16 protein-coding genes are annotated in these 14,613 nt (G+C 72.6%); 6 read left to right on the forward strand and 10 right to left on the reverse strand.

The features are described from left to right. Positions 1-13: 13 nt before the first annotated feature. From KXC43_RS44520 to KXC43_RS44535, 4 genes are read right to left on the reverse strand one after another with little or no spacing between them, the layout of a single operon-like run. Positions 14-820, reverse strand: a complete 807-nt coding sequence (locus KXC43_RS44520; RefSeq protein ID WP_308129538.1) for an ABC transporter ATP-binding protein — start codon at positions 818-820, stop codon at positions 14-16. Continuing rightward, on the reverse strand, positions 817-1,929 hold the full coding sequence (locus tag KXC43_RS44525; RefSeq protein WP_221382335.1) for a FecCD family ABC transporter permease: 1,113 nt from the start codon (positions 1,927-1,929) through the stop codon (positions 817-819). Before KXC43_RS44525 ends, KXC43_RS44520 begins: the two co-directional genes overlap by 4 nt. After that, positions 1,926-2,672 (reverse strand): class I SAM-dependent methyltransferase, encoded by a 747-nt coding sequence (locus tag KXC43_RS44530; protein WP_221382336.1) that lies wholly within the window; start codon positions 2,670-2,672, stop codon positions 1,926-1,928. Before KXC43_RS44530 ends, KXC43_RS44525 begins: the two co-directional genes overlap by 4 nt. After that, positions 2,659-3,585, reverse strand: coding sequence for an ABC transporter substrate-binding protein (locus tag KXC43_RS44535; protein WP_221382337.1), 927 nt, complete (start codon positions 3,583-3,585; stop codon positions 2,659-2,661). Before KXC43_RS44535 ends, KXC43_RS44530 begins: the two co-directional genes overlap by 14 nt. A 172-nt stretch (positions 3,586-3,757) precedes the next feature. Here KXC43_RS44535 and KXC43_RS44540 point away from each other — a divergent pair, with 172 nt between their 5' ends. Next, positions 3,758-5,017: an acetamidase/formamidase family protein gene (locus tag KXC43_RS44540; RefSeq protein ID WP_221382338.1), complete on the forward strand. Its 1,260-nt coding sequence runs from the start codon at positions 3,758-3,760 to the stop codon at positions 5,015-5,017. A gap of 41 nt (positions 5,018-5,058) precedes the next feature. Here the strand turns inward: KXC43_RS44540 and KXC43_RS44545 are convergent, their stop codons facing one another. Next, positions 5,059-5,676: a VOC family protein gene (locus KXC43_RS44545; protein ID WP_221382339.1), complete on the reverse strand. Its 618-nt coding sequence runs from the start codon at positions 5,674-5,676 to the stop codon at positions 5,059-5,061. Positions 5,677-5,825: 149 nt separating this feature from the next. Between KXC43_RS44545 and KXC43_RS44550 the strand changes: the two genes are divergently transcribed. From KXC43_RS44550 to KXC43_RS44560, 3 genes are read left to right on the forward strand one after another with little or no spacing between them, the layout of a single operon-like run. Beyond that, positions 5,826-7,244: an MFS transporter gene (locus KXC43_RS44550; protein ID WP_221382340.1), complete on the forward strand. Its 1,419-nt coding sequence runs from the start codon at positions 5,826-5,828 to the stop codon at positions 7,242-7,244. Between the two features lie 2 nt (positions 7,245-7,246). Then, the gene (locus KXC43_RS44555) at positions 7,247-7,957 is read left to right on the forward strand and encodes an SDR family oxidoreductase (protein WP_221382341.1); all 711 of its coding nucleotides are present in this window, start codon (positions 7,247-7,249) and stop codon (positions 7,955-7,957) included. A gap of 10 nt (positions 7,958-7,967) precedes the next feature. Further along, positions 7,968-9,287, forward strand: a complete 1,320-nt coding sequence (locus KXC43_RS44560; RefSeq protein ID WP_308129539.1) for a dihydrolipoyl dehydrogenase family protein — start codon at positions 7,968-7,970, stop codon at positions 9,285-9,287. Between the two features lie 185 nt (positions 9,288-9,472). Here KXC43_RS44560 and KXC43_RS44565 read toward each other — a convergent pair whose 3' ends face one another. Then, entirely contained in the window at positions 9,473-9,832 is a 360-nt protein-coding gene (locus KXC43_RS44565) for a hypothetical protein (protein WP_221382343.1), read from the reverse strand. Positions 9,833-9,886: 54 nt separating this feature from the next. Continuing rightward, a complete protein-coding gene (locus KXC43_RS44570; RefSeq protein ID WP_221382344.1) occupies positions 9,887-10,420 on the reverse strand; it encodes a YbhB/YbcL family Raf kinase inhibitor-like protein in 534 nt (177 codons plus the stop codon). Between the two features lie 78 nt (positions 10,421-10,498). On the opposite strand from KXC43_RS44570, the gene KXC43_RS44575 reads away from it, so the two are divergent. Next, the gene (locus KXC43_RS44575) at positions 10,499-11,110 is read left to right on the forward strand and encodes a GntR family transcriptional regulator (RefSeq protein ID WP_221382345.1); all 612 of its coding nucleotides are present in this window, start codon (positions 10,499-10,501) and stop codon (positions 11,108-11,110) included. A gap of 59 nt (positions 11,111-11,169) precedes the next feature. Then, a complete protein-coding gene (locus tag KXC43_RS44580) occupies positions 11,170-11,526 on the forward strand; it encodes a PRC-barrel domain-containing protein (RefSeq protein ID WP_221382346.1) in 357 nt (118 codons plus the stop codon). Here the strand turns inward: KXC43_RS44580 and KXC43_RS44585 are convergent, their stop codons facing one another. From KXC43_RS44585 to KXC43_RS44595, 3 genes are read right to left on the reverse strand one after another with little or no spacing between them, the layout of a single operon-like run. After that, complete coding sequence (locus tag KXC43_RS44585) at positions 11,527-12,789, reverse strand: PEP/pyruvate-binding domain-containing protein (RefSeq protein ID WP_221382347.1); 1,263 nt, start codon at positions 12,787-12,789, stop codon at positions 11,527-11,529. Continuing rightward, on the reverse strand, positions 12,786-13,373 hold the full coding sequence (locus tag KXC43_RS44590) for a transcriptional regulator (RefSeq protein WP_308129540.1): 588 nt from the start codon (positions 13,371-13,373) through the stop codon (positions 12,786-12,788). Before KXC43_RS44590 ends, KXC43_RS44585 begins: the two co-directional genes overlap by 4 nt. Before the next feature lie 58 nt (positions 13,374-13,431). Further along, positions 13,432-14,577: a TetR family transcriptional regulator gene (locus tag KXC43_RS44595; RefSeq protein ID WP_221382348.1), complete on the reverse strand. Its 1,146-nt coding sequence runs from the start codon at positions 14,575-14,577 to the stop codon at positions 13,432-13,434. Between the last annotated feature and the right edge of the window lie 36 nt (positions 14,578-14,613).

A 14,613-nucleotide genomic window follows, 5' to 3' on the forward strand; every position in this document is an offset into this window, starting at 1 on the left:
CGGCAACGGGGGTTCAGCCCGTGCCGGCCGTTTTCGTCGGTCCGGCCGTCAGGGGGCGGGCGGCCCGTAGGGCGACACGGTGGCGGCCGGTGACGTCCGGACCGACCTCGGCGGTGACGCCGAAGACGCGCTCGACGCGATCGGCCGTCAGGACGGCTGCCGGCGGCCCGCAGGCCACGACCCGCCCGGCATCCAGCAGGACGATCTCGTCGCAGTACTGGGCGGCCAGATCGAGGTCGTGCAGGGCGGCGACCGCAGTGACCGGCAGGCGCGTGAGGTCCTCCAGCAGCGCGAACCGGTGCCGGATGTCGAGGTGGTTGGTCGGCTCGTCGAGCAGCAGCACGTCCGGCTCCTGCACGAGCGCGCGCGCGATGGCGACGCGTTGGCGTTCGCCGCCGGAGAGCGAGGTCCACGAGCGGTCCTCCCAGCCGCCGAGGCCGGCCCGGTCGAGGGCGTCCGCGGACCGGCGCAGATCGTCGGCGGTGACGGGCGCCAGCCGCGCGCGATGGGGGATGCGGCCCAGCAGCACGACGTCGCCGACGGTCATGTCCGCGTCGTCGGGCGTGTGTTGCGAGACGACCGCGACATGGCGGGCCACCTGCCGCCGCGGCAGGACCCGGCGGTCGGCGCCGTCGAGCAGCACCCGGCCGTCGTCGGGCCGGTCGAGGCCGGCCAGCAGTCGCAGCAGAGTCGACTTGCCCGAGCCGTTGGGGCCGAGCAGGCCGACCGTGCTGCCGGTGGGGGCGGTCAGCGTCACCTCGGCCAGCAGGGGCGTGGCGTCCCGCAGGCGCCGCCCGATGTCTCGTGCCTCGATCCTCACCGAAGGAGCTCGCTCTCGCTGACGGGCCTGTGGACAGCCCCGGATTGTGGATAACCAGAGGTCTTCCCAGCCGGATCACGTACGGTTCGCCCCCTGCCCCGGGAGGGAGGGGGTTCGGGATGGAAGCCGTGCCCTCGAAAGATCAACGCGAACACGGGCACGCCCAGCAACGCGGTGACGACTCCCACGGGCAGCTCCTGGGGAGCAAACGCCGTGCGGGCCAGAGTGTCCGCCCACACGAGCAGGATCGCGCCGGCCAGAGCGGTCAAAGGCAGCAGCGTGCGGTGGCGGGCGCCGGTCAGGCGGCGGACCAGGTGGGGCACGGTCAGGCCGACGAAGCCGATCGCGCCGCTGGCCGCGACCAGCACGGCCGCCAGCAGCGCGGTCGCCGCGAAGAGCAGGGCCCGCACCCGGCCCGGCGCGAAGCCGAGCGACTCGGCGACGTCGGCCCCGAACGAGAACGCGTCCAGGGCGGGCGCCGAAGCCCAGCAGACCAGCAGCACCACGCCGCCGGCCGCGCCGCACAGGGCAACCGACTGCCACGACGCCGCGGTCAGCGAGCCGAGCAACCAGAACAGCGTGCTGCGCGTGCTGTCGGGACTGGCCGCAGCCACCATGGTCAGGCTCGTGACGGCGCTGAACAGCTGGGCGGTGGCTACGCCGGCCAGCAGGATGCGGGACGGCTGCGTCCATCGTCGGCCGGCCAGCAGCAGCGCTACCGCGAAGGCAGCCACGCTGCCGGCGAAGGCGCCGGTCGAGAGGGCCACGGCCCCGGCGCCGAGGCCCAGCACCAGCACGGCGACCGCGCCGGTCGAGGCGCCGGCCGAGATGCCGAGCAGGTACGGGTCGGCGAGCGGGTTGCGGGTCAGCGCCTGCAGCACGGCGCCGCAGACGGCCAGGCCGGCGCCGACCAGTGCGGCCAGCAGCACGCGGGGCATGCGCAGGTCCCACACGATGCTGTCGGCCAGCGGTGGCAGTGGGGCGACCGGCAGTCCGCTGTGCGCGGCCACCGTGCGCAGCACGTCGGCCGCCGACAGGTCGGCCACGCCGATGGTCACCGCGGCCGCGATGCTCAGCACGAGCACCGCGGCCGCTACGAGGGCCTTCATCGCCGGGCGAACACGACGTAGTCGTCGAGGTACTGCCAGATGGTGCCGGTCTCGGCGAAGCCGGCGGTGCGCAGCGCGGCCAGGTGCAACTCGAGCGGCGCGTGCGGTTGCGGCGGGCGGTCGGCGAACCGCTTCTCCCGTTCCTCCCGCAGCGCGGCCAGTTCCGGTTCCTCGTACGCCTCGGCGTGCCAGGCCGCGTAGCCGAGGGCCCCGGCCGCGAAGCCGTCCCGCTGGGTGCGTTCGTCGTGCCGTTTCGACAGATCGAGCAACGTGGGTGACCGGTCGTCGAAACGCAGGTGGTCCGCGTTCATCAGCACGCCGCCGGGCCGCAGCAGGGTGGCCGCGTCCTGATAGACGGCGAGCAGCTGCACGGGGGAGAGCCAGTGCAGCGCGGTGGAACTGACCACGGCGTCGACCGGGCCGGGCCCCGCCAGCGACGGCCACGACGGCGAGACGAGGTCGGCCTCGACGACGCGCACGCGGTCCCCGTACGCCGAAAGCGCGCCCGCGGCGACACGCAGCAGGACCGGGTCGTAGTCGACGGCGGTGACCGTGGCGTCCGGCAGCGCGGCCAGGATCCGGTGCGAGAGGGCGCCCGGCCCGCAGCCGAGGTCGAGCACGTGCGGGCTCGGCGACGGGCCCAGCGTCAGGACGTCCAGCATGGCCGTGAAGCGGTTCTCGCGGTGGGCGACGTACGCGCTCTGCTGCCTGTCCCACGAACGCAGAAGCTCAGAGGCGCGCATTCAGGGCCTCCAGGGCGTCGATGCTGCGCACCGACGGGTCGAGCGACGATCCGGGCACGGTGATGAACCGCCCGGCCTTGACCGCGTCCAGCTTCGAGGTCACCGGGTTCGAGCGCAGAAAGTCCATTTTGGACCGGGCGCTGTCCCCGTCCCCGCCCCGCGTGAGGTCGGCGATGACGATCCAGGCCGGGTTGCGCGTCGCGATCTGCTCCCAGTTGCCGGCCGGCCAGGTCACGCCGGCGTCGCCGTAGACGTTGCGCAGCCCCAGTTGCGAGCTGACCGCCGCCGGCACGCCGCCCTTTCCGGCCACGTACGGCGTACTCGTGCCCGAGTAGTACCAGAGCACCGAGGTCTCGTCGTGTTTCGTGGCCGCGGCCAGCCGGGTCCGCTGATCGGCGACGAGCGAGGCGCCGCGGTCCCGCACGCCGAACAGCGACGCCACCTCCTCGATCTCCTGGAAGAGCCCGTCGAACGTGAAGCCGGCGGGCGACTTCTCGCAGGCGAATCTCGACAGGTACGCCGGGATGCCGAGCTCGCCCAGCCCGGCGCGCGGCCCCGCCGCGTCCGGCGCGTAGGCCGAGGTGAACGTCGAGTACACGAAGTCGGGCCGGGTCTCGAGCACCTTCTCGCGCGACGGATACAGCTTCGCCAGCACCGGAACGCCCGCGTAGGCGCTCGCGAGGGCCGGCAGCACGGGGTCGGTCTGGTAGCTCGTGCCCGCCATCCGGTCGGCGAGGCCGAGGCTGAGCAGGATCTCGGTGGCGTTCTGCTCCATGGTGACCGCCCGCGCCGGTGGTGCGGGGACCGTCACCTCGCGCCCGCAGTTGGTGACCGTCACGGCCGTGGCGGCGGCCGGCGCGGGTGACGCGGCAACGGTCGCGCAGCCCGACAGCACACCCAGTGCCAGCGTCATAGAAATGAAAGTCGTTTTCACAAGGGCGCACCCTAGTAGCTACTTCTCCGGGCGGTCAACTGCACATATGAGCACCCGTGGGTCCCTGGCGGCGGGGCCCGGTGGGTCACACGGGCGCGAACGGCAGCCGGCGGGACGACCGTGGGACACAGACGAACCTCGAGGAGAAACCATGTGCTTCGCTCATTCGGGTACGGCCGGTGATGCCCTCCACGTGCAGGCGGAGATCGGGGCCGAGGCGTCCGCCGCGTTCGGCGGGCTGGCGGCCGCGGGCGGTCTGGGCACGGTCGAGACAGCCGGTTCGGGAACGCCGGACGTCGTGGCCGCTCCGGTGGGCGACCGGGTCGTCGACGGCTGCACCCGGGTGAGCCACAACCGGTGGAACCGCGACCTGCCCGCGGCGATCAGCGTGCGGCCGGGGGAGGAGGTGCAGCTGCTGTGCCGGGACGCCCTCGACATCGGCGACCAGGCCCGCACGCTCACGGCCGACGGCACGATGACGATCGACCTCGGCCGCATCCATCCGCTGACCGGGCCGGTCGAGATCCAGGGCGCGGAGCCCGGCGACATCCTCGAGGTCGAGATCCTCGACGTCCGCCCGATCGTCGACTTCGGATACACCACGATCAGCCCGGCCCTCGGGCTGTTCGGCACGCTGCGGCCCGAGGCGCCGGCCGGCTTCGCTCCCTACGCCGAGGCGTCGCAGCTGAGCGATCCCGGCCCGGGCCGGGTCGCGCAGGCCGTTCCGCAGGACCAGCCGCACAACAGCGGCGCCCCGTTCGTGCAGCTGTTCCACTTCGAGCGTGGCCAGGACACGGGTTTCGCCACGTTCGTCGGCTCGGACACCGGCAAGCAGGCGCGCATCCCGATCGCGCCGTTCATGGGCATCCTCGGCAACGCCCCGATGCGCACCGGCATGTACCGCACGTTCCCGCCCAACGTCAGCGGCGGCAACGGCGGCAACACCGACGTCCGGCAGCTGGTCAAGGGGACGCGGCTGCTGCTTCCGGTGTACGCCGAGGGCGCCAAGTTCTCGGCCGGCGACGGCCACATGGCCCAGGGCGACGGCGAGGTCACCGGCACCGCGATCGAGACGCTCATGTCGTGCACGCTGCGCTTCGGCGTCATCAAGAACCGCATCATCGCCGGCCCGCGGGCGATCGTGCCGGCGGCCGACCCGACCCAGCTCGCCCTGACCGAACAGATGCTGCGGCAGGGCTACTACGTCACTACCGGCGCCGGTCCGGACCTGATGGAGAATGCCAAGAACGCCGTCCGCGACATGATCGACTGGCTCGTCGTGGACCAGGGAGTGAGCCTGCACGAGGCGTACACGCTGTGCAGCGTGGTCGGCGACCTGAAGGTCAGCGAGACCGTGGACGTGCCGAACTGGCTGGTCTCGATGACCTTCCCCCGCGGCATCTTCGGCTGACGGGGGTGGCGGGCGCCGACGCGTGGCGCCCGCCGATGAGCTCAGAGGGGCAGCTCGGCTCCGGCCTGCTCCTTGACCATGTAGTCGGCGTACCAGTCCGGCCAGTCCGGGTCCTCGGCGCCGGTGCGCTTCTCGTGCTCGCCATGGGCGGCTGCGGCCCGGCGCAGGGCAGCGGCCAGGTCGGCCGTGGTGGCGAAGGCGGTCGTGCTCGGGTCGACACGGCCGGGCAGGCGATTGGTGACCTCCTGCAGCACCCAGCCGTTGCCGTCCGGGTCGCTGAACGACAGGTACGAGCCGTAGCTGCTGCGGTTCGGGTCGGGGCCGGCCACCCGATTGTCCGTGCCGCCGCGGTGGAAGACGCCGGCCGCGTCGTGGAACACCTCGCTGGGCTCGGCGCCGGCCCGCTTGAGCTCGTCGTGGGCGGCGTCGATGTCGCTGACGACCAGATGCAGACCCTGGGCGCTGCCGGGCTCCTGCTCGACGACCATGCTGCCGAAGATGACCGACGCGGGCGAGCCGGGCGGGGTCACCTGAACGACCCGGAATCCGTCGTCGGAGGCGAAATCCGCATCCAGCCGCCAGCCCAGCCTGGTGTAGAACTCCTTGGCCCGGTCGACGTCCGACACGGGGACAACGACGACTTCGAGCTTCATGTCCATGGTGTGCTCCTGAGTTCGTACGGGAAAACTCGACACCGCTAATCTCGCGCTCAGGGACACCGGGTCGCGCCAGGGGGACACACTGGTTGCCCGGGCACCAGGGCATGCCACGGGCGCGAACCGGGGCCCCTGAGCCCAGGCTGGTTGGCATGACAGTCAAGCTGCGCTCGCCGGGTGGGGTGGCGCTGGTCACGGCGACGGTGCTGGCCTCGATGGTCGGCTTCGTCGACGCGTACATGATCAATGTGGCCGTCCCCGCGATCGGCCGCGAGTTGCCCGCGAGCGTCACCCAGTTGCAGTGGGTGCTGACCGGATACCTGATCACGGTCGCCTCGTTGCTGCTGCTCGCCGGGGCGCTGGCCGACCACTTCGGGCGCAAGAAGGTACTGATCGCCGGGCTGCTGGTGATGCTGGTCGCCTCGGTCGCGTGCGCCGTCGCACCCCATGCGGGGGCGCTCATCGCGGCCCGGCTCCTGCAGGGCGCGGGCGGGGCCCTGGTCGTGCCGAGCAGTCTGGCCCTGCTCAACGGATCGCTGCGGGCCGCGGACCGCGCGCGCGGCATCGGCATCTGGGCCGGCATCTCGACGCTGGGCACCACGCTCGGCCCGTACGGTGGGGGCTGGCTGGTCGATCACGCGTCGTGGCGCTGGGTGTTCCTGGTCAACGTGCCCCTCATCGGCCTCGCGCTGCTCGTGCTGGCCCGGGTGCCCGCCGACGACGAGGAACGGCGGCCGCTCTCGCTCGACGTGGTCGGGGCGCTGCTGGCGGTGGCCGGGCTGAGCGGGCTGATCTTCGCGCTCACCTCGTCGTCCTGGCCGGCCGGCGTGCTCGGGCTGCTCTGCCTGATCGCGCTGGTGCTGGTCGAGCGGCGGCTGAAGCGGCCGATGCTGCGCACATCGCTGTTCACGTCCCGGCCGTTCGACGCCATCAACGTGGCGACGGTGCTGTTCTACGGCGCGATCTCCGCCGCCTCGTACCTCGTGGTGCTGCTCTGCCAGCTGCGACTGGGCTACACCGCCACCGAGGCGGGCGCGGCGCTGATCCCCGAGTCGGCCGTCTTCCTGGTCGTGTCACCGCTGGCCGGCGCCCTGGTCGCCCGGATCGGCACACGCTGGCCCATGGCGGCCGGGATCCTGCTGGTGGCGATCGGATTCGTGTGGCTGGCCGCGGCGCAACCGGGTCAGCCCTACGTCCAGGCGATCCTGCCCGGCGCGATCCTCTGGGGCCTGGGGCTCGGGCTGGCCGTGGCGCCCCTGACCGCCGGGGTGCTGGCTGCCGTGCCCGACGGCGACCTGGGGGAGGCGTCGGCCATCAACGACGCCGCGTCCCGGGTCGGCGGGGTCGTGCTCATCGCGCTCGTCCCGCTGCTGCTCGGGGTGAGCGGCAGCGCCGACTTCGCCGGGCCGCTGGCCGACCGCTACCGCTTCGCCATGGTCGTCCTGGCCGGGGTCACCCTGGCCGCCGCCGTGCTCACCGCCCTGCTCGTCCCGAGCCGCCGCGTCACCACCCGGCACGTCACGCCCAGCCCACGGGTGCAGGCGTGCGCCGTACCGATGAAGGGAAACTGACCATGAAGGGAAGCACTGTCGTCGTCCTCGGCGGCACCTCCGGCATCGGCCTGGAGACCGCCCGGCTGGCCCGCGCGGCCGACGCCGACGTCATCGTCACCGGCCGCGACCAGGCCCGGCTCGAATCAGTCCGCGACGAGCTGGGGGCGTCGGCCGCGCCGCTCGATCTGGGCGACACCGAGGCCGTGGCCCGGTTCTTCGCCGGGCTGCCCGCGCCGATCGACCACGTGCTGGTCAGCGGGGGCGGCCCGTTCTACTCCCCGATCGCCGACATGGACTTCGAACGGGCCCGGGCCTTCCTCGACCAGCACATCCTGGGCTACCTGCGGATCGTCCGGGAGTGCGCGGGCCGGGTGCGTCCCGGCGGTTCGCTGACCTTCATCAGCGGCACCGGCGCCCGGCACGCCGCCGTCGGCATCAGCCTGGCCGCCATCGGCACCGCCGCCATCGGCGCGATCACGGCCAACGCCGCCCTCGAGATCGGGCCCGTGCGGGTCAACGCGGTCGCGGCCGGATTCGTCGACACCCCGCTGTCGGCCCGGATCCTGGGCGCGGACCTCGAGGCGCGCCGCCAGGGACTGCGCGAGTCGCTGCCCATCCACCGCGTGGTGAACGCCGAGGACGTGGCCGCGCTGGTGCTGCATCTGATGTCCAACACGGCTTTGACCGGCTCCGTCTACGACGTCGACGGAGGGCAGCAACTTGTCCGCTGAGGGGGTAACGGTGAACAACGACTACGACGTCATCGTGATCGGGGGCGGGTCGCCGGGGGAGCACTGCGCCGGGTATCTGGCCGAGGGCGGCCTGCGGGTGGCGATCGTCGAACGGGAACTGGTGGGCGGGGAGTGCTCGTACTTCGCGTGCATCCCGTCCAAGACGCTGCTGCGCCCGGGGGAGGCGGTCAACGCCGCCTGGGAGGCCGAGGCGATGGCCGAGGTCGACGTGCCGCGCGCTCTCGCCTGGCGCGACTTCATGGTTTCCAACTACTCGGACGCCGGGCAGCAGAAATGGCTGGAGGCCAACGGCATAGACCTGCTGCGCGGCCGGGGGCGGCTGACCGGGGTGGGCACGGTCGAGGTCGACGGGGTCCGCCACACGGCCGGCCACGTCGTGCTGGCCAACGGCGCCGCGCCGATCATCCCGCCGATCCCCGGCCTGCGCGAGCTCGACGGCGTCTGGACCAACCGTGAGGTGACCGGCATGCGGGAGGTGCCGCGGCGGCTCATCGTGCTCGGCGCGGGCCCGGTCGGCGTGGAGATGGCCCAGGCGGTGCGCAGGCTCGGCGGCGAGGTGGTGCTGACATCCCGCGGCGACCGCGTGCTGCCCCGGGAGCCGGCGCCGCTCGGCGCGGCGCTGGGCGGGATTCTGCTCCGCGACGGCATCGAACTGGTGCTGGGGCCGGCCGCGGTCGGGGCCCGGCGCGACGGCGACGACTACGTGCTGACCCTGGACGACGGCCGGGAGTTGCGCGGCGACCGGCTCCTCGTGGCCACCGGGCGACGGCCGCGGGTGCACGACATCGGCCTCGAGACGGTCGGCGTGAAGGTCGTCGACACCGGCGTTCCGACCGACAGCCGGTTGCGCGTGGCCGAACGGCTGTGGGCGATCGGCGACGTGACCGGCCTGCACATGTTCACCCACGCCGGCAAATACCAGGGCGAGGTGGTGGCCGACAACCTGCTCGGCCGGCCGCGGGAGGCCGACTACCGGGCCGTGCCGCGGGCCGTCTTCACCGATCCCCAGGCGGCGGCGGTGGGCGCGACGGAGGCGCCGTTCACTGCGACGGTCCCGATCAACGAGGTCGCCAAGATGGAAACCTATTCCCGGGCGTACGCCGAATCGCCCGGCTTCCTGACGCTGCTGAGCGACGGCGAGGTGCTCGTCGGCGCGTACGCCCTGGGCCCCGAAGCCGGCGAATGGCTGCAACAGGCCACGCTGGCCATCCGCGCCCGCATCCCGCTGGACGTGCTGCGCGACACCATCCAGCCCTTCCCGACGTTCTCGGAGGTGTATGTGGCTGCTCTGAAGGCGCTCGAGAAGTGAGGCCTCGAAGATCAAGAGCCGAATGTCGTAGCGCGGTGGGTGGCCCGGACCGCAACTCCCGTCGAGGGCCCGGGCAGGGCGAGCAGGGCGCTGGCGCGCCCGGAACGCTCACCCCGCCCGGGCGGCCTGAGTAAATGGTTGCGCTCGAAAACCCACCCGCCGGTCGGCCGCTACGACCCGGGACTTCACTCGGTGATGCCGGCGGCGGCGTCGAGTTCCTGGAGCAGGTTGTGGGCGGCCAGTTCGATGGCCTTGTGGCGCCACTCGGCGGCTCGGTAGACGCAAGCGATCAGGGCGCTTCGGTGCACCCGGCGAAGGTCGCCGTAGACGAAGGCGTAGCGGGCCTTGGTCTCGTCGGCGGCGCCGTCGGTCAGGCCCAGGTGCCAGTCGGCGTACTCGGCCCAGGAATGCTTGTCGAGGAAGGCGTTCTCGTCGTCGGCTCGGGGCTGGGCGCGGCCCCAGTCGCTGTCCAGCACGTACTGCCGCGCCGTGATGAGACCCGAAGCGCGCGCGACCGCGCTGGTGTTCACCTCGTATTTCGCCATGGCACCACTCTTGCGCAGGACGGGCAGGAACGCCCGCCCTGCGCGCGGAAGGGGTCAGGCTGGGGTCTCCGCGGTGGCGACCAGGGTGGCGCGGCCCAGGATGTGGCCGAGGAAGTTGAAGCCGAGGAACGCCGGGGTCGCGGTCGCGGGGACGCCGATGTCCTCCACGTCGAGCGCGTGCACGGTGATGAAGTAGCGGTGCGGGCCGTGGCCGGCGGGCGGGGCGGCGCCGACGAAGCGGGCCGCGCCGGCGTCGGTGGGCAGCTGGTAGGCGGACTCGGGCAGGCCGGAGCCGGCCTCGTCGCCCGCGCCCTCGGGGAGAGAGGTAACGGTGGCCGGGATGCCGGCGACGGCCCAGTGCCAGAAGCCGGAACCGGTCGGGGCGTCCGGGTCGTACATCGTGACCGCGTAGCTCTTCGTGCCCTCGGGGGCGCCGCTCCAGCTCAGCTGGGGCGAGGCGTCCTGGCCGCCGGGGACGCCGAACAGGCCGGACATCTGCGCGGCGGGCAGCACCTCGCCGTGCTTCACGCTGGTGCTGGTGACCGTGAAGGCCGGCACCTCGGGCAGCCGGGCGAACGGGTCGTTCATGGTGTCTCCTCGCTGAGATCTGGTCCCTACGATCGACTAACCTACAGATAATCGATTATTTTCGGTAGGGTGACCCCCATGACAGCGTCGGAAAAGGTGTACGCCTCACTGCGAGCGGCCGTCCTCGACGGCGAATTCGAGCCGCGGCAGGCGCTGAAGCCGCAGGAGCTGGCCAACCGTCACGGCGTGAGCCTGGCCGTCGCCCGCGAGGCCCTGCTGCGGCTGGTGGGCGAGGGGCTGGCCTACCGGCTGCCCAACCGGGGCTTTGTCGTGCCGGACACCGGCGCCGAGCGCTGGCAGCAGATCGCCGAGACCCGCTCGCTGGTCGAACCGGCCGCCCTGAGTCTGGCCGTGGCCCGCGGCGACCTGGAATGGGAGGCCGCCGTCCGGGCTGCCTACCACCGCCTGGCCGGCACGCCCTTCGCCGTGACCGGTGACTGGGCCGACGCCCACCGGCTGTTCCACCGCACGCTGCTGGCCGGCTGCGGCAACGACGTGGTGCTGGAGACGTTCGACCGCCTCTGGACGGCCGGTGAGCTGGCCCGCCGGTGGTCGTTCGAGGCCAACCCGACCCGCGACGCTGCCGCCGAACACGAGGCGATCGAGCAGGCCGTCCTGGCCCGCGACGCCGACCGGGCCGCCGCCCTGCTGCGCCGGCACATTCTGTACACGGCGGCGGTGCTGCTCTAGCTGCCGAAGTCACCGGGCGAAGTCGTTTCGCAACGGCCGGCACAGGGCATCCGACGTGCATGTTCCCCGCTGAGAACCTGCGCGACTGGCGCAACGAGAAGGTCATCGACCCCGACAGCAGCAAAATCGGCGACCTGGAGGCGGTCTACGTCGACACGGTCACCGATCAGCCCGCGTTCGCCACCGTGCGGATCGGCATGATCGGCCGGCACCGGCTGGTCTTCGTGCCCCTGGACGGCGCGACTGTGCTACCGAACGCCGTACGGGTGCGCTACGACAAGAAGACGGTGGGCGACGCGCCGACGATCGACGTCGACGGCGAGCTGGAGGCCACCGAGGAGCCCAAGGTCTTCGCCCACTACAACCTGCCGTACCAGACCGGCGCGGCCGGCGAGCGTCGCCTGGCCCGGCGCTGACTAGCCCTTGGCGTGGGCGGCGGCGAGCCGTTCCTCGCCGGAGCGGGGCGAGCGGTCGCCCGAGATGTCGTCGGCCCACGACAGCAAGCGGTGCAGGTGGGTGTCGGCCACGGCCGGGGTCAGGCCGGGGTTGCCCCGCACGACCGCCCCGCTGGTGCCGTCGATGCTGATGACCGTGCCCTCGGGCAGCAGCAGGTCGGTGGCGCCGACGACGGCGGGGCGGCCCAGCGAGCGCGCGACGACGGCGGCGTGGCTGGCCAGTCCGCCGCGGTTGGTCACGATGCCGGTCGCGGCGGCGAGGCCGTGGAGGTCGAGGGGCGAGGTCTCCGGGCGTACGAGGATGACGGGCCCGTCGGCGGCCATCCGCACGGCCCGGTCGGCGGTCACAGCGACCCGGCCGGTAGCCACTCCCGGGGAGGCGCCGCGACCGCGAGCCAGCAGATCGCCGGCGAGCAGCCGCGGGACGGCGGCGGCCCGTAGCCGTTGCGGCGAAATGCGGCGTACGGCTTCGCGCCGGTCGATCAGCCCCTCGCCGGCCAGGTCGACAGCCACTCGGACGGCGCTCCGCGCAGTCAGACCACCCGGGCGCACCTGAAGCAGCCACAGCCGGCCCGGCTCCACAGTGAACTCGACGTGGCAGGCGTCGCGGAAGTGCTTCTCCAGAACCGAAAGCGCCTCGGTCAGCTCGGCCCACACTGCCGGCTCCCGATCGGCCAGCACCGGAAGCGGCAGCGTGACCGCACGCCCCGAGACGACGTCATCCCCCCGGCCGCCGAACAGCAGATCGCCGTACGGTTCGCGGGCGCCGGTGGTGGGGTCGCGGCTGAAGGCGACGCCGCTGCCACTGTGGCTGTCCCGATCGCCGTACACCATCGCCTGCACGACAACGGCGGTGCCCAGGTCGTGCGGGATGCCGTGCAACGTCCGGTAGGCGCGGGCGCGCGCAGTGTTCCAAGAGCCGAAGATCTCGCGTACGGCCGGAGTGACCGGCCCGCGCACGTCGAGCACCGTGGCCATCATGCCCGGCATCGACACCGCCGCCCCCGACCGCACCGAAACCGCGTCCACCCCCAGGGCGTCACGGGCCGCCTCGAGCCCACTCGGCATCTGCCCGTCCCGCAGAAAGGCCCGCCCGGCGGCGACGTCCACGACGAACCCGGCCGGCACCGGCAACCCCAGCCGCATCAGAGTGACGAGCCCGGCCGCCTTGCCGCCGATGGTGTCGGCCGGTGCGTCGACCGCAGGCCCGAGCGCCCGGATCATGTGCGCGGCCGCCCGAGCGTCACGAGCAGATCCTCATGCAACTGAAACCACACCACGTGGTACGAGGTCATGCTGTCCGCCAACTCCTCCAGCGCCCCGCCCCGAGCCCGCCCGAGCGCCGAAGCCAGCCGTTCCCGGTAACGCCCGAACCGAGGCAGCGCCTTCGCCAGTTCCGCACACACCACCTCCGCACGCCGGTCGAGATCCCCGAAAAGCTCCAGAACCCTTCCGTCGTACGCGGTGTCGCGGTGGTCATTGGCCACGGCCACCCCGTCCACGCTGCGCAGCTGCCAGGCCGAGCAGAGGTCCAGCAGCTCCGGATTGAGAACCAGGAACCTCCCGTACGCGGATTCGACCGCCCCCGCGGCCCCCGCCGCCCGAAGCTCAGCCGAAGTACGCCGAAGGTCCTCCGCCCGCCCCGCCGCGGTGAGCCCCCAGGCTCCCATCTCCCGTGTCACCAACCCGTCGACCGCAAGGTCGATCAGCCCCGACTCGGTTTCCCCCTCCGTCAGCCCCACCGCATCAGCGATCCGCGACAGCTCAGCAAACCCCATACACCGCAACACATGCAGCACATCACTCACAGCGCCCAGCCCGCCATCCCGTACGACTCCTCGTTTCCCGCCACCGCCGCGCGGGCGTTCACGGCGTCTCCCTGGCGATCGCGGTTGCGTGTCCGGCGCCGCGGCCGTCGGAGCGGGCGACCATCTCGCCGCTCCTGATGCGGACGGACGTCTCGGTGTCGAAGGCCGGAGTGGCGCCGATCGCTGAGGCCAGCGCGCCGCTTTCGTCCAGGACCAGGCGCAGCGACGGACGGAAGGCCGGGCCGAAGATCTGGCGCAGCATCGTCGCCAGATCGGTCAGCCGCAGCCGGACGAGCGCGCCCGTCTCGGCCGGATCGTCGGTCACGATCGCGACCGTGACCACCTCGCCCGGCCGCGCCGACCGGACGGCATCCTCGGCCGACCCGAGACGGCCGGCGCCGAGCAGCACGACCACGCCGTCGCCGACCTCGAACGAGTGGCCGCTGAGCTCATCGACGACCTCGCCGGGGGAGACCCAGGCCTCGGCGACCGGGCGAGCCGGTGCCACGTAGGGCAGATAGGGCGGATTCCACTCGTCGGCCACGTCCAGCCCGGCCAGATGCCGGCAGGCGCCCGTCACGTCGAACGCGTCGCCGAAGCCGGGGGCGGTCTCGGCCAGCGTGGCTGCGCCGTGCAGCATCGTGAGAATCAGCTCGGCCAGCCGCACTCGCCGCCCGGCGCCCCGCGCCCGGCACGACTCGAGCGCGACCGCCAGCAGCAGGGCCTCCAGCCAGGTGATCTGAGCCAGGGCGGCCCGGCCCCGTTCGTCGTCGTCGAACACTCCGGTCAGCGACCGCGCCCGCAACCGCCCGGCCGTGTTGTCGTCGTAGGCCAGCGGCAGCCGCTCCAGCCACAGCCGGGCGAACGCCTCGACCGCGCCGGGCACATCGAGCGCCTCCAGCCCTCCGTCCGCTCCCGACCGTTGCTCTTGCTCAGCGGCGTGCCCCGTGGCGCGCTTGTGCTCGGCAACAGGCGCCCATGGGTCCCGCTCCCGGACCGGCTTCGTGCCGTCGAGCAGCACCGCCAGGTACAGCGCCCGCTTGCTCGGAAAGTTGGAGTAAACGGCCCCGCGAGTCAGTTCGGCCCGCTCCGCGATGCGGTCGATCTTGGCTTCCGGGTAGCCACGCTCGGCGAACTCAGCCCGCGCCGCGGTCAACACGGCCCGCCTGGTCCGAGCCTGCTGCTCCACCCGCGAGATCCTCACGCCATCAGGATACTCACATCATCCGGATGTATGAAA

Source organism: Paractinoplanes polyasparticus, from assembly GCF_019710575.1.
Taxonomy (GTDB): domain Bacteria; phylum Actinomycetota; class Actinomycetes; order Mycobacteriales; family Micromonosporaceae; genus Actinoplanes; species Actinoplanes polyasparticus.